Origin of the sequence: Rhizobium mongolense subsp. loessense, assembly GCF_900099775.1 — a bacterium.
GTDB classification, from domain to species: domain Bacteria; phylum Pseudomonadota; class Alphaproteobacteria; order Rhizobiales; family Rhizobiaceae; genus Rhizobium; species Rhizobium loessense.
On the sequence record NZ_FMTM01000003.1, the window covers coordinates 497,654 to 518,018 of the forward strand.

Sequence of the window (20,365 nt, forward strand, 5' to 3'; positions counted from 1 at the left end):
CGCGAATTGGAAGCTGTTCGCCGCCGGTCTCATTTGGGTCCTCGCAATTGACTTCGGATGGCGGCTTGCCTAACGATGGATTTCTTACGGATGGTTCCGGGGCGGCAGATGCCGTTGCGGATGAAAAGGGAATGTGAAGGGACGGACCCAAGCCGGGCGTCTTTATCACAGCCGACCCCGCGACTGTAGAGCGGTCAGGGTCTTCTGTCCGGCATTCAGGCCAATTCACGGCTGTTTCGCATGTGCGGATCAGCTGAAGTGGCTGGGGCGCCGGAAAAGCCACTGGAAATGCATTGTGATCAGCCGGGGCAGGACGCCTCTATTTCTACGAATCGTCCGCCTTTTCACGAGAATGCAGCCGGGAAGGCAAGGAAGATCCACTGGCGCGATCAGGGGCGACCTTAGATGGTCGCCCCGGTCGCCGATACCCGCGAGCCAGGAGACCTGCCATGCGTGCCGGGCAAAGAGCCCGTTCTGGGGCATGTTCCCCGCTGCCAGCACGGAGGTTGTCATGGCTCAACGATGGAATTCCATGCTGCATTTTGTGGCGTCTTTGCGGGACACAGCACTTTCGACGTTCCGCATTGCTGTCCTCGGGTTTAACGCGAGGATTGTCACAAGAATCCAGCCACGGCGCGTCCGCGCCGTGAATGAAACAGCCATCTCGAAGGTGTTTTCCGCGCCGAAGGTCTTGGGGGCACTGGATTCCTGTGACAAGCACAGGAATGAGGGTTGGCTGCGCTATACCTCGGCAGCGCCGTTCCTGACGCCGCAGGCCTCCAGATGACGCATTCCACATGCGGCACCGCCTTCGTCCTCGGCGGCGCGCGTTCCGGCAAATCCCGTTTTGCTGAGCAGGTGATTGCCGATAGCGGCCTTGAGCGCCACTACGTCGCGACGGGCCGGGCCTGGGACGAGGAAATGCGTCAGCGGATCGAGAGCCACAAAAACGCTCGCGGACCGCTCTGGACGACGCATGAGGAGCCGCTGGAGCTCGTCCCCCGTCTCTCCATTATCGACCGCGAGGGCCGGGCGATCCTCGTCGATTGTCTGACGCTCTGGGTCACAAATCTGATCATGGAGGAGCGCGACATGGCAGCGGAATTCGCGGCACTTGCCGCGTGGTTGCCGAGGGCAAGAGCGCGGCTCGTCGTCGTTTCCAATGAAGTCGGCCTCGGCATCGTGCCGGAAAACCGCATGGCGCGGGATTTCCGCGATCATGCGGGACGGCTGCACCAGATGATAGCGGCGGAAGCCGCGGAAGTGTATTTCGTCGCGGCCGGTTTGCCGCTGAAAATGAAGGGTTGAACCTATGAGCCAGCAGAAGATCCCCGCAACCGTCATTACCGGATTCCTCGGCGCCGGCAAGACGACGATGATCCGCAACCTGCTTTCCAACACTGGCGGCAAGAAGATTGCGCTGATCATCAACGAGTTCGGCGATCTCGGCGTCGATGGCGATGTATTGAAAGGCTGCGGCGCGGAAAACTGCACTGAGGACGATATCATCGAACTGACCAACGGCTGCATCTGCTGCACCGTTGCCGACGATTTCATTCCGACGATGACGAAGCTTCTCGAGCGCGCGCAGCGTCCGGATCATATCGTCATCGAAACTTCCGGCCTTGCCCTGCCGCAGCCGCTCGTTGCCGCCTTCAACTGGCCGGATATCCGCAGCGAAGTGACCGTCGATGGCGTCATCACCGTCGTCGACAGCGCGGCCGTCGCGGCCGGCCGTTTTGCTGACGATCACGATGCGGTGGATGCGCGCCGCGCAGACGACGCCTCGCTCGATCATGAAAGCCCGATCGAAGAACTCTTCGAGGACCAACTGACCTGCGCCGACCTCATCGTGCTCAACAAGACCGATCTCCTCGACGGCGAAGGCCTCAGCCGCGTACGCCACGAAGTGGCTTCCCGCATCGCCCGCAAGCCGGCGTTGATCGAGGCGAGGAACGGCGAGGTTCCGGCAAGCGTGCTGCTCGGCCTTGGCATAGGTACTGAAGAGGACATCGGCAACCGCAAGTCTCATCACGAGCTGGAGCATGAGGCCGGCACGCCGCACGATCACGACGAGTTCGACAGCTTCGTGGTCGAGCTTGGGCCGATCCACGATCCGGCAGGCTTCGCCGAGAAGCTGAAAGGCGTGATCGCCGAGCACGATGTTCTGCGCCTGAAGGGTTTTGCCGATGTCGCGGGCAAGCAGATGCGGTTGCAGGTCCAGGCCGTTGGAAGCCGTATCGACCACTATTTCGACCGCGCCTGGGCGCCGGGCGAAGCGCGCGGCACACGGCTTGTGGTGATCGGCCTGCACGAGATGGATCAGATCACCGTCCGCAAGGCCATCCAGGCACTCGTCTAAGGCTCGGCCATGCATCTGCTTCTTGCCCACAGAGGAACGATCAGCGACGGCGACGAGGCGATCGACCTCGGCCAATCGCCCGCCGATATCCTGTTCCTGTCTGCGGCGGATACGGAGCTTGCGGCGATCGCCGCGGCTCACGCGCAAGGCAAAAGGCCTTTCACGCTCCGCCTCGCCAGCCTGATGAGCCTCAAACACCCAATGTCCGTCGATGCCTATATCGAACGCACGGCGAGGTGCGCAAAGCTGATCATCGTCCGGGCGCTTGGGGGCGCGAGTTACTTCCATTACGCGCTGGAGGCGCTGCATGCCTGCGCAGCGCGGCATGGTGCAATGATTGCGGTACTGCCCGGGGATTCGAAGCCGGATGCGGGATTGACGCCATTTTCGAACGTGCCGCTCGACGATCTCAACGCGCTCTGGGCTTATCTGATCGAAGGCGGCGACGGGAATTCGCGAAGCTTTCTCGATTACGCGACGGCGATGCTCTCGGGCGATGAAAAGCCAGGCGCGGCTGCGCCCCTGATGAAAGCGGGTATCTGGTGGCCGGGTCGAGGCGTGATTGGAGTTGAGGAGTGGAAAGCTGTTTCCGCCTCCGGTATTCCAAACTCGAAGGAAGAGGCCGGATTCAAGCCCACCGTCGCCATCAGCTTCTACCGCGCGCTCGTGCAAAGCGGCGAAACGGCCCCCGTTGAGGCGCTCATCGAAGCGCTGGCGGCGGAAGGTCTGCGCCCTCTGCCGATCTTCGCTTATAGTCTCAAGGATCCGCTATCTACCGGCATTCTCGAGCGTATCTTTGCAGAGGCGCCGCCCGATGTGGTGATCAACACCACCGGCTTTGCCGTGTCTGCGCCCGGCGCCGATCGCGCGCCGAGCGTGCTTGAATCAAACGGCGCCGTCGTTCTCCAGGCGATTTTCTCCGCCACATCCAAGGAGGCGTGGGCCTCGTCATCGCAAGGCCTTTCCGCGCGCGATCTCGGCATGAACGTCGCGCTGCCGGAGGTCGATGGCCGCGTGCTGGCGCGGGCCGTTTCGTTCAAGTCTGCCGCCCGTTACGACGCTGCTGTCGAAGCCAATATCGTCGCTAGCGAGCCGGATACCGGTCGTATGCGTTATACGGCGCAACTCGCCGCCAACTGGGCGCGCCTCCGAAACAGGCAGCTTGCGGGCCGGCGGATCGCGCTGGTGCTTGCAAACTACCCAAGCCGTGACGGACGTCTCGGAAACGGCGTCGGCCTCGATACGCCAGCCGGCACGATCGAAGTGCTGAAGGCGATGCGGGATGCGGGTTACGCTGTTTCCGGTTTCCCGGCCGATGGCGATGCGCTGATGCGGCACCTCGCCGAGGGGCCGACCAATTCCGGACACGATTGCAAGGTGATCCGCGAGACGCTTTCCTTGAGTGGGTACAAAGCGTTCTTTGCATCTCTTCCGAAAAAGATTCAAGACGAGATTGCCGCCCACTGGGGGGATCCGGCGTCCGATCCCTATTTCACGGACGGCAGTTTCGCCCTGCCTTTCACCCGCTTCGGAAATCTTCTCATCGGCATCCAGCCTGCACGCGGCTACAACATCGATCCGAAGGAAAGCTACCATTCGCCGGACCTCGTGCCGCCGCATGGCTATCTTGCCTTTTATGCCTTCCTCCGCGAGGAATTCGGCGCCGATGCCGTGATTCATATGGGCAAGCACGGCAATCTGGAATGGCTGCCGGGCAAGGCGATGGCGCTGTCTTCGGAATGTTATCCGGAAGCGATCCTCGGCCCGCTGCCGCATCTCTATCCCTTCATCATCAACGACCCGGGCGAAGGCACGCAGGCCAAGCGGCGCTCCAGCGCCGTCATCATCGATCACCTCACGCCGCCGCTGACGCGGGCCGAGAGCTATGGCCCGTTGAAAGACCTGGAAGCACTGGTCGACGAATATTACGAGGCCTCCGGCGGCGACCCGCGGCGTATTCGGCTGCTCGGCAAGCAGATCCTTGATCTCGTCGCCGATATTGGTCTCGACCGGGATGCGGGGATCGCCAAAGGCGAGAGCGGGGACGAGGCGCTGAAGAAGCTCGACGCCTATCTTTGCGATCTGAAGGAAATGCAGATTCGCGATGGCCTGCATGTCTTCGGTGTTGCGCCGCAGGGCCGGTTGCTGACTGATCTCACGGTGGCACTGGCCCGCGTTCCGCGCAGTTTGGGCGAGCGGGGCGATGCCAGCCTGCACCGGGCGATCGCGGCAGATGCGTTCCTTGGGTTCCCTCTTCTCCTGAACGCGGAGAAGGGCCAGGTTCTCTCCGTTGGGGAGAAGGGACAGTTGCCAGCCTTCGACCCCCTCGATTGCGATATGTCGACGCCCTGGCTCGGCCCGCGGCCATCGCTGTTGGTAGAGACCTCCAATACCCCCTGGCGCACCAACGGCGACACCGTCGAGCGCATCGAATTGCTTGCCGCAGAACTGGTCTCCGGTGAAATTCAGTGCCCGCCTGACTGGCCTGCAACCCAATCGGTTCTGACCGAGATCGAAACCCACCTGAAGCCTTCCATCCTCGCCTGCGGCAAGGCTGAAATCGCAGGCCTTCTTCGCGGTCTCGACGGCCGCTTCGTCACTCCAGGTCCGTCCGGCGCGCCGACGCGGGGGCGGCCGGACGTGCTGCCGACAGGGCGAAATTTCTACTCAGTCGATAGCCGCGCCGTTCCGACGCCTGCAGCCTTCGAACTCGGCAAAAAATCCGCCGAATTGCTCGTCCGGCGCTACGTGCAAGACCATGGCGACTGGCCGGTCTCGTTCGGGCTGACGGCCTGGGGCACATCGAACATGCGTACCGGCGGCGACGATATCGCGCAAGCGCTGGCGCTGATCGGCGTCAAGCCGGTCTGGGACATGACATCGCGGCGCGTCACCGGCTACGAGATCATTCCGCCCGCGCTGCTGGGGCGCCCGCGCGTCGACGTGACGCTGCGTATCTCCGGCTTCTTCCGGGATGCCTTTCCCGAGCAGATCGCGCTATTTGACAGGGCAATCCGCTCTGTAGGCGCTCTGGATGAAGACGCCGCAGACAACCCGATCGCCGCCCGCATGCGCGTCGAAGCCGCGCGCCTTGCCGCAGCCGGCCTCGATGAGGCATCAGCACAAAAGCGCGCGGGCTACCGCATCTTTGGCTCCAAACCCGGTGCCTATGGTGCGGGCCTGCAGGCATTGATCGACGAAAAGGGCTGGGAGCGGCGTGCCGATCTGGCGGAATCCTATCTTGTCTGGGGCAGCTATGCTTACGGCGCGGCTGAGGAAGGCAGGGCCGAACGCGGCCTCTTCGAGGAGCGCCTGCGCTCCATCCAGGCCGTAGTGCAGAACCAGGACAACCGCGAGCATGACCTGCTCGACAGCGACGATTACTACCAGTTCGAAGGCGGCATGGCGGCCGCGGCCGAACAACTGGGTGGAGTACGTCCCGCGATCTATCACAACGATCACTCGCGGCCGGAAAAGCCGGTGATCCGCTCGCTGGAGGAGGAGATCGGTCGCGTCGTGCGCGGGCGTGCGGTCAATCCGAAATGGATCGATGGCGTCATGCGTCATGGCTACAAGGGCGCCTTCGAGATCGCCGCGACGGTCGATTACCTCTTCGCATTTGCAGCGACGACGGGTGCCGTCGGCAACCACCATTTCGAGGCCGTCTACCAGGCCTTCGTCGCCGATCCGAGAGTTCGCGATTTCATGGCGGAGAAGAACCCGGCGGCGCTTGCGGACATGAAGGAGCGGCTGCTCGAAGCGATCGACCGCAGGCTCTGGACGCCGCGCAGCAATTCGGCGAGCTTCGATCTCGCGCCGCCACGTCACACAGGAACGGCATAAGCCTTGTAGGGAAGAACAATGAGCGAAGAACCAGTGGAAAGCGGCGAGAAGGACGATGCACGTCACGCCGAAAAGATGGCCAAGAAGAAGGCCGCACGTGACAAGATCATGGCCACGAAAACCGACGAGAAAGGCCTGATCATCGTTCACACCGGAAAAGGCAAGGGCAAGTCGTCTGCCGCCTTCGGGATGATCTTCCGACATATCGCCCACCGCAAACCGTCAGCCGTCGTGCAGTTCATCAAGGGCGCGATGTGGACCGGCGAGCGCGACCTGATCGAGAAACATTTCTCCGACGTTTGCCAGTTTCATACGATGGGCGAGGGCTTCACCTGGGAAACGCAGGACCGCGCGCGCGATGTCGCAGCGGCGAAGGCTGCCTGGGAAAAGGCGAAGGAACTGATCCGCGACGAGCGCAATTCCATGGTGTTGCTCGACGAGATCAACATCGCGCTCCGCTATGACTATCTCGACCTCAACGAGGTGATCGCATTTCTCAAGGCCGAGAAACCTTATATGACACACGTCGTGCTGACCGGCCGGAACGCCAAGGACGAGCTGATCGAGATCGCCGATCTGGTCACGGAAATGGAGCTGATCAAGCATCCGTTCCGCTCTGGTATCAAGGGACAGCCCGGCGTGGAGTTCTGATGGCGGATCAATTTCCCGGCAGGTAATCGAAGGCCATTGCCAGGCTCCAGAGGCGCAGAGGGTTCGTCGGGTCGGACAGAAGCTTGATCGTGAACGCTATGCAAACCGTCACGAGCAGCGGCTTGATGAGCTTGGCGCCGGTGCGCATCGCAAGCCGTGAGCCGACCTGCGCGCCGAGGAACTGGCAGAGACCCATCATCAGCCCGACCATCCAGAGCGTTGCTCCGAAGGAGGCGAAGACGATGAGCGCGCCGATGTTCGAGCCGAGATTCAGAAGCTTGGTATGCGCCGTTGCCTTCAGCATGCCGAAACCGGCAAGCGTCACGAAGGACAGCATGAAGAAGGAGCCCGTGCCCGGACCGAAAACTCCGTCGTAAAAGCCGATGAGCGGTACGAAAGTCATGCCAAAGACGAAAGGCGTGACGCGGCGGTGGGTATCGAGGTCGTTAAGGTTTGGCTTGAAGGCGAAATAGAGCGCAATCGCGATCAGCAGCACCGGCATGACGGCGCGCAAGACATCGCCGGGCACGATCGTCGCAAGGGCTGCTCCGAGCGCTCCGCCCATAGCCGCCATCATGGCCATCGGCAGTTGTTCTCGAAGGTTCACATGGCCCTTGCGCGCATAGGCGATCGTCGCAGACGCTGCTCCGAAAACGGATTGCACCTTGTTCGTGCCGAGCGTCTGGAGCGGCGGAATCCCTGCGATCAGCATCGCCGGGACGGTGATGAGCCCGCCGCCGCCGGCGATGGCATCGACAAAGCCGGCAAAAAAGCCGGCAAGGCAGAGGAGTAGAAGCAGGTGGGGAGCGATATCGGACAAGGAGGAACTCGAAGGCAGGACTGAAGTCAACGCCATGTTGCATTTCCGGCTTTCGGCTGCAATGGCTGGAAGGACACTCATGCATTTCAAAATAGGGCCGATGACCGGAATCACCTTCGATATTTCACGCCGCCATGTCCTCGGCCTCGGTTGCGAGCGCGGCACGCCGCCCGACGAAGTCGTGGCGCTTGCGGCCGAGGCTTTGTGGCTGGGCGGTCTGGTGCCCGGTGAACTCGCAGCGATCGCATCTATCGACGGCCGGGCCGGGGAGCCTGCTTTTATCGAGGCCGCCAGGCATTTCGGCGTGCCGATGCTGCTTTTCAGTGCCGCACGCCTTGAGGAAGAGACGCCGCGCCTTAAAAATCCATCCGACATCGTCTTTGCCCGGGTCGGCTGCCACGGCGTTGCCGAGTCGGCGGCGCTTGCCGCTTGCGGCCGCAACGCAGAGCTTGCGGTGCCCAAGATCAAATCTGCGCGCGCAACCGCGGCGATCGCCTGCATGCGGTTGCAGAAAGAATAACGGGCGCTATGGTGTCGCCACTTCGCGAGGCGTTTTCCGGCACGCGGCGAACAGCATAAAAGGAAATCTCATGCACAAGGTCATTTATGACACGGACCCGGGCGTCGATGACGCCATGGCGCTCCTCTTCCTGCATCGTCACCCCGACGTCGACCTGATCGGCATCACGACCGTTTTCGGCAATGCCTCGATCGAAACGACGACGCGCAACGCGCTGTTTTTGAAGCGCGAATGGGATATTCCGGCCCCAGTCGCCAAGGGTACGGGTACGACGATCGATCCGTCGCGCAAGGAGATCGAGTGGCCGACCGTCGTGCATGGCGACAATGGGCTCGGCAATATCGACCTGCCGGAAACCGTCGACGTGCCGCTCGATCCGCGCCCGGCTTACCGGTTCATCGTCGACACCGTGCGCGCCAATCCGGGCGAGGTGACGCTCGTTGCCGTCGGCCGCATGACGAATCTTGCGCTGGCGCTGAAGGAAGATCCGGAGATCGCCAAGCTCGTGAAGGCCGTCGTCATCATGGGCGGCAATTTCTATGTGCCGGGCAATGTCTCGCCGGTCGCGGAAGCCAATATTCACGGCGATCCAGAAGCTGCCGACATCGTCCTGACCGCTCCCTGGAAAGTTGTAGTCATCGGCCTCGACGTGACCGCGGCCACGACCATGAGCCGGCGCTATCTCGCCGCTGCCGCCGCAGAGGGCGACAGAGCCGTCAAACTGCTGAACGAGCTCTCCCAGTTCTACATCGATTTCTACGCGCACGCGGTCGATGACGGAATGATGGTGCATGACAGCTGCGCCTGCGTCTATGTCGTGGCGCCGGAACTCTTTTCGACCATCACAGGTTCTGTTCGCGTCGTATGTGGCGGTATTGCCGACGGCCAGACGATCGTGAAGCCGGATGGCCGCCGCTTCCCGCCTGGTGATTGGGACGGCCTGCCGAGCCAGATCGTCTGCACCGGCGTCGAGTCGGAAATGGTGATCGGCCTCGTTCGCGAGACGCTGCTGCGGGCCGGGGTTGCCTCTGGCCGTTCTTGCTGAATCCGATCAATGGGATGGCTTGCTTTCCTTAAGTTCGGATTCAACCCTTTCCAAAATTGAGTCAGTTTCCACCCGGCAGCCTGTGGTCGGCTTTCACCGTTGCCGTTGACCTTGCCTGCTGCCGGGCATAGATCACCTGAATGATCGAAAGCGCATTCTCCCATCTGCCGGCGCTGGAGCCGGGCAGCGTCTGGCTCGTCGGCGCCGGGCCGGGCGACCCTGGCCTGTTGACGCTGCTTGCCGCTAAGGCGATGGCGGAAGCCGATTTGATCATTCACGACGCTCTGGTGAATGAGGAATGCTTGAGGCTCGCGCGGGCCGATGCCGTTCTCGAATATGCCGGCAAGCGAGGCGGCAAGCCTTCCGCGAATCAGCGGGATATCTCGCTTCGCCTGGTCGAACTTGCGTGCTCCGGCAAACGCGTGCTGCGGCTGAAGGGCGGCGATCCCTTCGTCTTCGGCCGTGGCGGCGAGGAGGCGCTGACGCTCGTCGAGCACAACATCCCGTTCCGCATCGTGCCGGGCATTACGGCCGGTATCGGCGGGCTCGCCTATGCTGGCATTCCGGTCACCCATCGCGACATCAACCATGCGGTCACGTTTCTCACCGGCCATGATTCTTCCGGCATCGTGCCGGATGCGATCAATTGGGAGGCGATCGGTCGCGGTTCGCCGGTGATCGTCATCTATATGGCGATGAAGCATATCGCCCAGATCAGCTCCAACCTCATCGCGGCGGGCCGCAATCCGTCGGAGCCGGTCGCCTTCGTCTGCAATGCCGCAACCAGCGGGCAGCAGGTTCTGGAAACGACGCTTGGTGAAGCACCCGCCGCCGTCGCGGCCTCAGGCTTGGAGCCGCCTGCAATTGTCGTCGTCGGCGAGGTCGTGAGATTGCGCCCGTCGCTCGATTGGCTGGGTGCTTTGGCCGGGCGCAGGCTACAGCCCGATCCGTTTCGCAGCACCGGCGGGAAGGTGACGGCATGAGCGGGTTGCTGATCGCTGCGCCGTCCTCCGGCTCCGGCAAGACTACGATCACACTCGGCCTGCTTCGGGCGCTTCGCAACCGCGGTGTTGCGGTCGCTCCCGGCAAGGCCGGCCCGGACTATATCGATCCTGCCTTTCATTCCGCCGCCAGCGGCACGCCCTGCCTGAATTTCGACGCCTGGGCCATGCGGCCCGAGTTGATTTCCGCCAATGCCGCGTTGCACCGCTCCGGCGATCGCATTCTGGTCATTGAGGCGATGATGGGGCTCTTCGACGGTGCGGCCGACGGCAGGGGGACCGCGGCCGATCTCGCCGCCATGCTTCGCCTATCCGTCGTGCTCGTTGTCGACGCCTCGCGCATGTCGCATTCGGTCGCGCCGCTCGTCAGCGGCTTTGCTAGCTTCCGCGCCGATGTCCGCATCGCCGGGGTCATTCTCAACAAGGTCGGCAGCGAGCGGCACGAGACGATGCTGCGCCATGCCCTCGATGCGATCCGCATGCCGGTCATAGCGGTCATCCGCAGCGACAAGACACTGGCGCTTCCGGAGCGGCATCTGGGCCTCGTCCAGGCGGGCGAGCATCAGGGGCTGGAGGACTTTATCGAGCATGCTGCCGAGGCCGTTTCCGACGAGTGCAATTTCGAGTTTCTTCTGCGCACCGCGCGCCAGGGTCTCAACGTTCCCTCGGCGGCGAATATCCATCGGCTGACGCCCCTCGGAAGCCGTATTGCCGTTGCCCGCGACATCGCCTTTGCCTTTTCCTACGAACATATGCTGCTCGGCTGGCGCCGCCGCGGGGCAACGATCTCTTTCTTCTCGCCGCTGGCCGACGAAGCACCCGCCGCCGATGCCGATGCGATCTATCTGCCGGGCGGCTATCCGGAACTGCATGCCGGAGAGATCGCGGGCGCGCAGAATTTCCGCCGCGCGATGATCGAGGCTGCAGGACGCGGAACGCGCATTTACGGCGAGTGCGGCGGCTACATGGTCATTGGCGAAGGGCTGATCGATGTCGGCGGCACGCGGCACGAGATGCTCGGCCTGCTGCCGCTTGTCACCAGCTATGAAGAGCGGAGCCGGCATCTCGGCTATCGCCGTGTCCAGCCGGTCGACGGGGCATTCTTCGACCATGCCATGACGGCCCATGAATATCATTACTCCACTGTCGTTCACGAAGGCGAGGCCGACAGGCTCTTCAGGGTGAGCGATGCTCTCGGCATCGGTCTCGGTGAAGCCGGCCTTCGCCGCGGCCAGATCGCTGGGTCTTATATGCATCTGATCGACCTTGCTGGAACCGCCGCATGAGTGTCCCGATCGTGCATGGCGGCGGGATCACGGCCGCCGCGGCTGCCTTTGGCGGAAGGCCGGAGGATTGGCTTGATCTATCGACCGGCATCAATCCGTGCCCGGCGGCGCTGCCAGACATTCCTGCTGAATCTTGGCATCGCCTGCCGGACAAGTATCTGATGCAATCCGCCGTTGCGGCTGCCCGCGACTATTACCGCAGCGGCGATCTGCTGCCGTTGCCTGTTCCGGGCACGCAATCCGTGATCCAGCTTTTGCCCAGACTGGTTGAGCCCGGCAAGCGAATCGCGATCGTCTCGCCGACCTATGGCGAATACGGGAAGGCGTTCCGGTCAGCCGGATTTATCGTGGATGAGGTCGATGGGATCGGGGCTATCGACGATCGGCACGCGCTTGCCGTTGTCGTCAATCCGAACAATCCCGATGGCCAAAGCTATAGGCCGAACGAGCTGGCCTCGCTGCATGACCGGCTGAAAGGGCAGGGCGGCTGTCTCGTCGTCGACGAAGCCTTCGGCGATGCTGAACCGGATTCGAGTCTTGTGCCTCTGGCATCGCGGCTTTCAAATCTCGTCATCTTCCGTTCGTTCGGAAAGTTCTTCGGACTCGCAGGTCTGCGGCTCGGCTTCGTCGTGACTGCAAGTGATTTCCGCGAGCGTTTCGAGGATTGGCTCGGCCCGTGGGCGGTGTCCGGCCCGGCGCTGTCGATTGCCGCGTCCTTGCTGCGGTCGGATACGGCTGCGATTATCCGTAGGATCGCCGAGCGCCAGGATGCCTTGGAGGGCGTGTTGAAAGGCGCCGGTTTGGCAATGACAGGCGGTACGCGGCTCTTTTCGCTCGTCGAGGACAGCCGCGCTGGCCGTATTCACACCCATCTCTGCCGCCACCATATTCTCGTCCGCAAGTTCGACTATGCGCCGGAATGGTTGCGTTTCGGTCTCGCGCCCGATTTCGCCGCCGACAACAGGCTTGTGGTTGCTTTGGAAAGTTTTGACGGATGACGATCGACGAAAATCTCCTGGTGCTGTTGCTGGCGCTCCTTCTCGACCGGATCGTCGGCGATCCCGATTGGCTATGGTCGCGGCTGTCGCATCCCGTCGTCCTCTTCGGCAAGGCGATTTCCAATTTCGACCGGCAGTTCAACAGCGAGACGCTGACGAAGGCCGAGCGGCGGCTGAACGGCACCGTCTCGATCACGGTGCTTTTGGCGTTCAGCGCCGTTGCCGGGCTCGTGCTGCACTGGTTCTTCGGGCTGTTCGGCTTTGTGGGAATTCTGCTCGAAGTCGCCTGCGTTGCGATCTTCTTGGCGCAGAAAAGCCTTGCGGATCACGTTTCTGCAGTGGCGGAAGCCTTGCGTGGCGAGGGGATCGTCGGCGGCCGCAAGGCCGTCTCCCGCATTGTCGGCCGCGATCCGCAAACACTGGACGAGCCCGGTATTTGCCGTGCGGCGATCGAAAGCCTCGCCGAAAACTTCTCCGACGGCGTCGTTGCACCGGCGCTCTGGTATGTCGTCCTCGGCCTGCCCGGCCTCTTCATCTACAAGATGCTTAATACCGCCGACTCGATGATCGGACACAAGTCGGACAAGTACATCGATTTCGGCTGGGCCTCGGCTCGCCTCGACGATCTAGCGAATTGGCCGGCCGCCCGTCTTGCCATCCTACTGATCGCCGCTGGTGCCTGGCTTCGTCGTGGCGCAAGCGCCAGCCGCGAGGCCTTCCAGGTTGCGATCCGCGACGGCGGTCTACATCGCTCACCGAATTCCGGCCGGCCGGAAGCGGCCATGGCCGGCGCCCTTGATGTTCAATTGGCAGGTCCGCGCGTCTATTCCGGCATTGTCGTCAGCGAACCGATGATCAACGGCGCAGGCCGCGGCACCGCCACCGTCAAGGACGTCGAGGACGGGATCGCGGTATTCAATGCAAGTTGCATGATACTGGCGATCGCGGTGTTTCTGGCATTCGTCGTTCTGCTTTGACTGTGCTTCAAAGGGGTAGTTTCGGCGCTATCCGGATAAGAATGCTGGCCTGGTGCTTCGAGCTTCTACACGAATTGCTGTTTCGGCAACAGTTGCCCGTCAAATTTGAAAGCAGATCATGCGAAAGCATTGGCTTTTGAAATGGATTTGCCTATGAGGGGGATAAATTCGTCATTGAAAGAGGTACAGCGCGTGACCGCTACATTCGATAAAGTTGCCGACATCATTGCAGAAACCAGCGAGATTGATCGCGAGACGATCACGCCGGAGAGCCATACGATCGACGACCTCGGTATCGATAGCCTCGACTTCCTCGATATCGTTTTCGCCATCGACAAGGAATTCGGCATCAAGATCCCGCTCGAAAAGTGGACGCAGGAAGTCAACGAGGGGAAGGTTTCCACCGAGGAATATTTCGTGCTGAAGAACCTCTGTGCCAAGATCGATGAGCTTCGCGCCGCCAAGGCCTGAGCGACATAACTATCTTTTTTCTCCGCCCTGCCTCTGCGACCCGTAGCGGCCGGGCGGTTTTGTTCCTAACTAGGCGTATCCGGCGCTCGCTTTCTCGCCGGGCCGGAGGATCCGATGCTGCTGGAATATTTCCAGATGATTGACCGCGTGGAAGCGGTTGACCTCGAAAAAGGTGTGCTCAAGGCGCGTTCCGTTGTGCCGGCGAAAAGTCCCGTCTTCGAAGGCCATTTTCCGGGTATGCCGCTCGTTCCGGGCGTGCTTCTCATTGAAACCATGGCGCAGGCCTCGGGCATGCTGGTGCTGGCCGCGACTGATTTTGCCGCGATGCCGTTCCTGATGTCGGTGGATGGCGCCAAGATGCGCACCTTCGTTGAGCCAGAGGCGGTTCTCGACATCGAGGCGTTTCTGGAGCATGACGGGTCCGGTTTTGCCGTGACCAAGGCAAAGATCACGAGCGGCGGCAAGAAGGTCTGCGATGCGCAACTGAAGTTGCGTACCATGCCCTTCAGCGAGGTTCCGCTCGGCGATATCGTGAAAAAGCGCGCGGGCGAGGTCGGCCTGATGGATGCGATCGCCGCGCAGGGAGTAAAGGGATGAGCAAGGCTCAAAATGATGTCGTCATCACCGGCGTCGGTATCGTCACTTGTCAGGGCGTCGGCAAGGATGCGCATGTCGCGCTCCTGACGGCAGGCCGAGCCCCAGAGCCGATCATCGAGGCCGAGAAATTCAAGCCTTATCCGGTGCATCCGCTGCCGGAAATCGACTGGTCGCAGCAGATTGCCAAGCGCGGCGATCAGCGCCAGATGGAGAACTGGCAGCGCATTGGCGTCTTTGCCGCCGGGCTGGCGCTCGATGACGCCGGCTTCAAGGAGGATGCGGAAACTTGCGGCAGGATGGACATGATCGTGGCCGCCGGCGGCGGCGAGCGTGACATCAATGTCGATACCCTGATCGTCGACGAGGGCCTGAAGCGCAATGATCGCGAGCTCTTACTCAACGAGAAGCTGACCACCGAACTACGCCCGACGCTCTTCCTGGCGCAGTTATCCAATCTCCTTGCCGGCAATATTTCGATCGTCCATAAGGTCACCGGTTCCTCGCGGACGTTCATGGGCGAGGAGGCTGCAGGCATCTCCGCCGTCGAAACTGCATTTTACCGGATCAAGTCGGGTGAATCCTCGCATGCGCTCGTCGGCGGCGCTTTCGTCGCCGAGCGGCAGGACATGATCCTGCTGCCCGAAGCGATCGGCGCTCACCTTCAGGGCAAATGGGCGCCGCTTTGGTCGCGCAAGGATACCGAAGGCGGCGGCATGATCCTGGGTTCGGCCGGGGCGTTTCTCGTTCTGGAATCGCGCAAGCATGCGGAAGCGCGTGGGGCGCATATCTATGCGACGATCGATTCCATCGAGGGCGACCGCGGTAACCGGAATGCCGGAAACCTTGAGGTTCGTCTCGAGCGCCTGCTTCAACCGGCCAAGAAGCTTGCACCGGAAACGACTGCGATCTTTTCGGGCTCGACCGGCATGCACGATCTGGCAGAGCGCGAGAAGGCGGTTCTGGAGCATCAGCTTCCGGGCGCGGCCGTCCGCGGCTTCGGCGGCGTGGCCGGCCATGCCATCGAAGCGCAGTTTACACTTGGACTTGCTTTTGCCGCACTCGCCGTCGACAGCAAAGCCAAGGTTCCGCCTTTCGACTCCGCGCACGAAAAGCCGATGAGTGCGGGTGCCACGGCCGCTGTCGTCACCGCAGTCGGCCACCAGCGCGGCGAGGGTGTCGCCGTTCTTTCCGCGGATGCGTGAGGAGTGATCAAATGACAGAAGCGACTTACAAGGATCATCTCGGCCGCCCGATCGTCGCGGTCACGGGTATGGGAATCATCACCTCGCTCGGCCAGGGGCTCAAGGACAACTGGGCGGCGCTGACCTCCGGCACTTCCGGGATCCACGGGATCACGCGCTTTCCGACCGACGGGCTTTCGACCCGCATTGCCGGCACTGTTGATTTCATCGACATCCCGGTGCCGAACGCCGTTGAGCGCTCTTACGCCTTCGCCCGCGAAACGACGATCGAAGCGCTCTCCGATGCCGGGATCTCCGGCGATTTCAACGGTCCGCTCTTTCTCGCCGCGCCGCCGATCGAGCCGGAATGGAGCGCCCGCTTCGATCTTGCCGACCGTTCGCCGCCGTCCGGCCATCCGGGCGATGCCTACGAGCGGTTCTTGGCCGCGATGCGCCAGCGCACGGATGCCGCTTTCCATGAAGCAGCACTCTTCGGCGCGATCTCCGAACGTCTGGCCGACCGTTTCGGCACGCGCGGGCTGCCGGTGACGCTTTCGACCGCATGTGCTTCTGGCGCCACCGCGATCCAGCTCGGCATCGAGGCGATCCGCCAGGGTCGTACCGATCGCGCCCTTGCGGTTGCGACCGATGGTTCGCTGAGCGCCGAAGCGCTCATCCGCTTTTCGCTGCTTTCCGCGCTGTCGACGCAGAACGATCCGCCGACCAAGGCTTCCAAGCCCTTCAGCAAGGATCGCGACGGTTTCGTCATCGCCGAAGGTGCAGCGACGCTGGTTCTCGAATCGCTGGAAGCGGCTGTCGCGCGTGGCGCCAAGGTGCTCGGCATCATGAAGGGCGCCGGTGAAAAGGCCGATTCCTTCCATCGCACCCGTTCGTCGCCCGATGGCGGCCCGGCGATCGCGACGATCCGTGCCGCGCTTGCCGATGCCGGCATCGATGAAAGCGGTATCGGCTACATCAATGCTCACGGCACCTCGACGCCGGAAAACGACAAGATGGAATATGGCTCGATGCTTGCCGTCTTCGGCGAGCGCATGGCCTCCATTGCGCTGTCCTCCAACAAGTCGATGATCGGCCATACGCTGACGGCGGCTGGCGCGGTCGAAGCGGTGTTCTCGCTGCAGACCATGCTCACCGGCACGCTGCCGCCGACGATTAACTACAACAACCCGGATCCATCTATCGTTCTCGATGTCGTACCGAACAAGAAGCGCGAACAGCAGGTCTCCGCCGTGCTTTCGAACTCTTTCGGCTTCGGCGGGCAGAACGCCAGCCTTGTCATGGCGCTCGAACCGGCTTAATCGGTTGCCGACAAAATAAGAGAGAGAAGACGCCTTCGAGGCGAGAGGTTTTTATGCGCGCTTTGCAACTGATCGATGACCGCAAGCTTGAGATCACCGATCTGCCGGAACCGGATGCTCCGGCTGCCGGCGAGGTGACGCTGCGGGTCAAGGCAGTCGCCCTCAACCATATCGACGTCTGGGGCTGGCGCGGCATGGCATTCGCCAAGCGCAAGATGCCGCTTGTCATCGGCGCGGAGGCCTCGGGCGTCGTGGAGGCGATCGGCCCGGGCGTCGCGAATGTCCTGCCCGGCCAGTTGGTCGCAATCTACGGCGCGCGCACCTGCGGTCTGTGCCGTCCATGCCGCGAAGGCCGCGACAATCTTTGCGAACACGTCTCCGGCGTCCATGGCTTCCATCTTGACGGCTTTGCGCAGGAGAAGGTGAATCTTCCGGCCCGTCTGCTCGTTCCGGCACCGTCCGGCGTCGATGCCATCGGCGCGGCTCTTGCGCCCGTCACCTTCGGGACCGTCGAACACATGCTCTTCGACAATGCCAAGCTCGAGCCCGGCGAGACGATCCTCGTGCATGCCGGCGGTTCGGGCATCGGCACGGCGGCGATCCAGCTTGCCAAGAAGATCGGCTGCACGGTGATCACCACCGTCGGCTCGGACGACAAGATCGAGAAAGCCAAGGCGCTCGGCGCCGATCACGTCATCAATTACCGCACGGATCGCTTCGAGGGCGTCGTGCGCAAGCTCACGAAAAAGAAGGGCGTCGATGTCGTCTTCGAACACGTGGGCAAGGACACCTGGGCGGGCTCGATGCTGTGCATGAAGCGCGGCGGACGCCTCGTCACCTGCGGTTCGACGTCAGGCGTTTCCACCGACATGAACCTGATGATGCTCTTCCAGCAGCAGTTGAAGCTGCTCGGTTCCTTCGGCTGCCGCATGGAGAATATGGCGAATGCCATGCAGAAGATGGGCCGCGGCCTCGTTCATCCGGTCATCGACACCGAAGTCAGCTTCGACGATATCGACCGCGCGCTCGAACGCATGGAATCCCGCCAGATCTTCGGCAAGATCATCCTGAAGATGGACTGAAGCGGTGAAGCTCTTCCTCACCCGGATCGTTCTGAAGCTCGAGCATTTCCGCCAATGGCTGATCGCTCAGCTTGCCTTTGGCTTCATGAATTTCCTGAAGCTGTTTCCGGAAGATAGCGCGATCCGGTTTGCTGATTGGCTGACCCGCAAGATCGGTCCGCACACGTCGCGCCACAAGCTGATGCTCTTCAACCTGCGCAATGCCTTCCCCGAAAAGGGTGAGGCGGAGCTAGAAGAGATCGCCTTGGCGAGCTGGGGCAATATGGGAAGGCTCGCCGCCGAATATGTCTTTCTGGACCGTTTGTTCGATTTCGATCCGGAAAGAACCGGACCGGGCAGGGTGGAGGTCTCAGGGATCCCGATCTTCCTCGACCTGCGGGACAATCCCCGGCCGTTCATCGTCTTTACGGCGCATACGGGCAACTTCGAACTCCTGCCCGTCAGCGGCGCTGCCTTCGGTCTGCATGTGACGGTTCTCTTTCGTCCGCCGAATAATCCTTATGTCGCCCAGAAGGTCTTCGATTTTCGCAGCGCCCGCATGGGCAAGCTCGTGCCGTCGCATGCCGGCTCGTCCTTTGCGCTGGCGCGTCAGCTCGAAGCCGGGCAGGGTGTCGGCGTTCTCGTCGACCAGAAGTTCCGCAAAGGGCTGAAGACCACCTTCTTCGGCCTGGACGCGAAGACGAACCCGCTCTTGCCGAAACTCGTCCGTCAGTTCAACTGCGAGGTTTATCCCGCGCGCTGCATTCGGCTTCCCGGCAATCGCTATCGGCTAGAGATCGAGCCGAAACTGGACATGCCGCGCGACGAGAAGGGCAATCTCGACCTGACGGCGACCGCTCAGATGCTGAACGACAAGGTCGAAAGCTGGGTGCGGGAGTACCCGGCCCAATGGCTCTGGTACCACGACCGTTGGAAGGTAAAGCACGAAGTTCTTAAGTGAAGGGCTCTCAACCTCTCATATCTCATCCATTAAAACCCATGTGAGGTCCACGTTGAACGTGAATCCCAATCATGTTATCCGTCGCTACTAGGGCGAGTAGCGGGATTCATGTTCATGTCATATGCGTTGAATTCTGCCAAAGCGGGGAGAATATGAATCCCTTTGAAGAATAAGGGATCTGGAGGCGCCTTGCTCGAACTTTTGCAAGCTTTCTCATCACGCTGCTCGCAGATCGAAGCGGCGATTCGTCTCGGCGACGATCGGCGTGTTGCAACTCTTGATGGTGGTCTCGATCGTTTGATTCAGGTGATTGTGGACCATCAGGCGGCCAACCTGATGGAGATGTACATGCAGCTTCAGTTTATCGGCTATATGCTGCAGCAGGATGCCGATGACGCTGCCAGCGTCACCCATCACTCAGCCATGCTCATATCCCTTTTGGAGCGCTATTTCGGCGCGCCGCCGCGTGCGGATTTCCCGTTGCCGCGGGAATTGCCGCTACCTGCACCGAAGGCCTATGTGCCAAATGTCGACAACGGGAATTTTCTGAATTCGGCGATTCTCGAGACGCTGCCGGATCGTGTCGCGGTGCTTACGCGCGACTACCGCTATCTTTATTCCAATCCGGTGAACTGTGCATATCTCGGACGAAGGCCGGTCGACATGATCGGCCGCCATGTGATGGAATTCATTGGCGAGGAACAGTTCGTGGCACAAGCGAAAGCCAATCTCGACGCCTGCTTCGCGGGGGCGCATGTCGAGTACAACTACGAACAGCGCGGTGAAAGCAGGCGCACGCGTTGCCGCATGTCGCCGTTGCGCGACCTGTCCGGACAAGTTCTAGGTGCGCTTGTCGTGCTGGAATCTGCCGATGCGGCAGCGATCTCGACAATCGCTGCTTAGCTTCCCGCTTTAAGTCTTGCTCCACACGGCCAGTTCGTAGGCATCCTTGTCAAGGAAGTGAAACCGCCGGCCGCCTGGAAAGGCGCTGATTGGCTTTACGATCTTACCTCCGGCCCGTTCGACTTTCTCCAGCGCTTCTTCGAGTTTGTCGGCGTATAGGATCACAAGCGGGCCACCGCCCCGGCGCGGTGGTTGGATATTTGTGAAACCGCCCGTCAGGCGGCCGTCATTGAATTCGCAATAGCTGGGGCCGTAGTCGGTGAAATTCCATCCAAATGCGTTACCGTAGAAGGCCTTTGCCGCCGCTATGTCGGCGACGTTGAATTCAATGTAGTCGATCTTCAGATCGTTTGCGCTTTTTTCCATCCG

The 20,365-nt window shown here is 61.7% G+C and carries 19 protein-coding genes and 1 riboswitch; of the genes, 17 read left to right on the forward strand and 2 right to left on the reverse strand.

Annotated features, from left to right (window positions below; translation table 11 throughout):
- Positions 1-74 precede the first annotated feature (74 nt).
- A riboswitch (cobalamin riboswitch) is annotated at positions 75-466 on the forward strand.
- 317 nt (positions 467-783) lie between these two features.
- Genes cobU through cobO form a run of 4 tightly spaced genes read left to right on the forward strand, consistent with a single transcriptional unit; the run spans position 784 to position 6,856 of the window.
- Positions 784-1,308 carry a bifunctional adenosylcobinamide kinase/adenosylcobinamide-phosphate guanylyltransferase gene (gene cobU, locus BLP23_RS13680; protein WP_092585360.1) on the forward strand — a complete coding sequence of 175 codons (525 nt, stop codon included), beginning with the start codon at positions 784-786 and terminating at the stop codon, positions 1,306-1,308.
- Between the two features lie 4 nt (positions 1,309-1,312).
- Positions 1,313-2,362 (forward strand): cobalamin biosynthesis protein CobW, encoded by a 1,050-nt coding sequence (cobW, locus tag BLP23_RS13685; protein WP_092585361.1) that lies wholly within the window; start codon positions 1,313-1,315, stop codon positions 2,360-2,362.
- A 9-nt stretch (positions 2,363-2,371) separates the two neighbouring features.
- Positions 2,372-6,205: a cobaltochelatase subunit CobN gene (cobN, locus tag BLP23_RS13690; RefSeq protein WP_092585362.1), complete on the forward strand. Its 3,834-nt coding sequence runs from the start codon at positions 2,372-2,374 to the stop codon at positions 6,203-6,205.
- An 18-nt stretch (positions 6,206-6,223) separates the two neighbouring features.
- The gene (gene cobO / locus BLP23_RS13695) at positions 6,224-6,856 is read left to right on the forward strand and encodes a cob(I)yrinic acid a,c-diamide adenosyltransferase (RefSeq protein ID WP_092585363.1); all 633 of its coding nucleotides are present in this window, start codon (positions 6,224-6,226) and stop codon (positions 6,854-6,856) included.
- A gap of 7 nt (positions 6,857-6,863) precedes the next feature.
- Here the strand turns inward: cobO and BLP23_RS13700 are convergent, their stop codons facing one another.
- On the reverse strand, positions 6,864-7,676 hold the full coding sequence (locus BLP23_RS13700; RefSeq protein ID WP_092585581.1) for a TSUP family transporter: 813 nt from the start codon (positions 7,674-7,676) through the stop codon (positions 6,864-6,866).
- A gap of 100 nt (positions 7,677-7,776) precedes the next feature.
- Here BLP23_RS13700 and BLP23_RS13705 point away from each other — a divergent pair, with 100 nt between their 5' ends.
- From BLP23_RS13705 to BLP23_RS13765, 13 genes are all read left to right on the forward strand, one after another.
- On the forward strand, positions 7,777-8,196 hold the full coding sequence (locus tag BLP23_RS13705; protein ID WP_092585582.1) for a cobalamin biosynthesis protein: 420 nt from the start codon (positions 7,777-7,779) through the stop codon (positions 8,194-8,196).
- Between the two features lie 70 nt (positions 8,197-8,266).
- Entirely contained in the window at positions 8,267-9,241 is a 975-nt protein-coding gene (locus BLP23_RS13710) for a nucleoside hydrolase (RefSeq protein ID WP_092585364.1), read from the forward strand.
- Positions 9,242-9,381: 140 nt separating this feature from the next.
- Positions 9,382-10,224 (forward strand): uroporphyrinogen-III C-methyltransferase, encoded by an 843-nt coding sequence (gene cobA / locus BLP23_RS13715; RefSeq protein ID WP_092585365.1) that lies wholly within the window; start codon positions 9,382-9,384, stop codon positions 10,222-10,224.
- Complete coding sequence (locus BLP23_RS13720) at positions 10,221-11,528, forward strand: cobyrinic acid a,c-diamide synthase CobB (RefSeq protein WP_092585366.1); 1,308 nt, start codon at positions 10,221-10,223, stop codon at positions 11,526-11,528. Before cobA ends, BLP23_RS13720 begins: the two co-directional genes overlap by 4 nt.
- The gene (gene cobD, locus BLP23_RS13725) at positions 11,525-12,526 is read left to right on the forward strand and encodes a threonine-phosphate decarboxylase CobD (RefSeq protein ID WP_092585367.1); all 1,002 of its coding nucleotides are present in this window, start codon (positions 11,525-11,527) and stop codon (positions 12,524-12,526) included. The genes BLP23_RS13720 and cobD overlap by 4 nt, the downstream gene beginning before the upstream one ends.
- Positions 12,523-13,503 (forward strand): adenosylcobinamide-phosphate synthase CbiB, encoded by a 981-nt coding sequence (gene cbiB / locus BLP23_RS13730; RefSeq protein WP_092585368.1) that lies wholly within the window; start codon positions 12,523-12,525, stop codon positions 13,501-13,503. Before cobD ends, cbiB begins: the two co-directional genes overlap by 4 nt.
- 153 nt (positions 13,504-13,656) lie before the next feature.
- Positions 13,657-13,974: an acyl carrier protein gene (locus BLP23_RS13735; protein WP_022715027.1), complete on the forward strand. Its 318-nt coding sequence runs from the start codon at positions 13,657-13,659 to the stop codon at positions 13,972-13,974.
- A 114-nt stretch (positions 13,975-14,088) separates the two neighbouring features.
- Positions 14,089-14,571: a 3-hydroxyacyl-ACP dehydratase FabZ family protein gene (locus tag BLP23_RS13740; RefSeq protein WP_092585369.1), complete on the forward strand. Its 483-nt coding sequence runs from the start codon at positions 14,089-14,091 to the stop codon at positions 14,569-14,571.
- Positions 14,568-15,773 carry a beta-ketoacyl-ACP synthase gene (locus tag BLP23_RS13745; protein WP_092585370.1) on the forward strand — a complete coding sequence of 402 codons (1,206 nt, stop codon included), beginning with the start codon at positions 14,568-14,570 and terminating at the stop codon, positions 15,771-15,773. Before BLP23_RS13740 ends, BLP23_RS13745 begins: the two co-directional genes overlap by 4 nt.
- Positions 15,774-15,784: 11 nt before the next feature.
- The gene (locus BLP23_RS13750; RefSeq protein ID WP_092585371.1) at positions 15,785-17,071 is read left to right on the forward strand and encodes a beta-ketoacyl-ACP synthase; all 1,287 of its coding nucleotides are present in this window, start codon (positions 15,785-15,787) and stop codon (positions 17,069-17,071) included.
- A gap of 53 nt (positions 17,072-17,124) precedes the next feature.
- A complete protein-coding gene (locus BLP23_RS13755) occupies positions 17,125-18,153 on the forward strand; it encodes a zinc-binding dehydrogenase (RefSeq protein ID WP_092585372.1) in 1,029 nt (342 codons plus the stop codon).
- Between the two features lie 4 nt (positions 18,154-18,157).
- Complete coding sequence (locus tag BLP23_RS13760) at positions 18,158-19,093, forward strand: lipid A biosynthesis lauroyl acyltransferase (RefSeq protein WP_092585373.1); 936 nt, start codon at positions 18,158-18,160, stop codon at positions 19,091-19,093.
- A 189-nt stretch (positions 19,094-19,282) separates the two neighbouring features.
- Positions 19,283-19,996 (forward strand): PAS domain-containing protein, encoded by a 714-nt coding sequence (locus BLP23_RS13765; protein ID WP_092585583.1) that lies wholly within the window; start codon positions 19,283-19,285, stop codon positions 19,994-19,996.
- Positions 19,997-20,005: 9 nt separating this feature from the next.
- On the opposite strand, the gene BLP23_RS13770 is transcribed toward BLP23_RS13765, so the two are convergent.
- Positions 20,006-20,362, reverse strand: a complete 357-nt coding sequence (locus tag BLP23_RS13770) for a VOC family protein (RefSeq protein ID WP_092585374.1) — start codon at positions 20,360-20,362, stop codon at positions 20,006-20,008.
- Between the last annotated feature and the right edge of the window lie 3 nt (positions 20,363-20,365).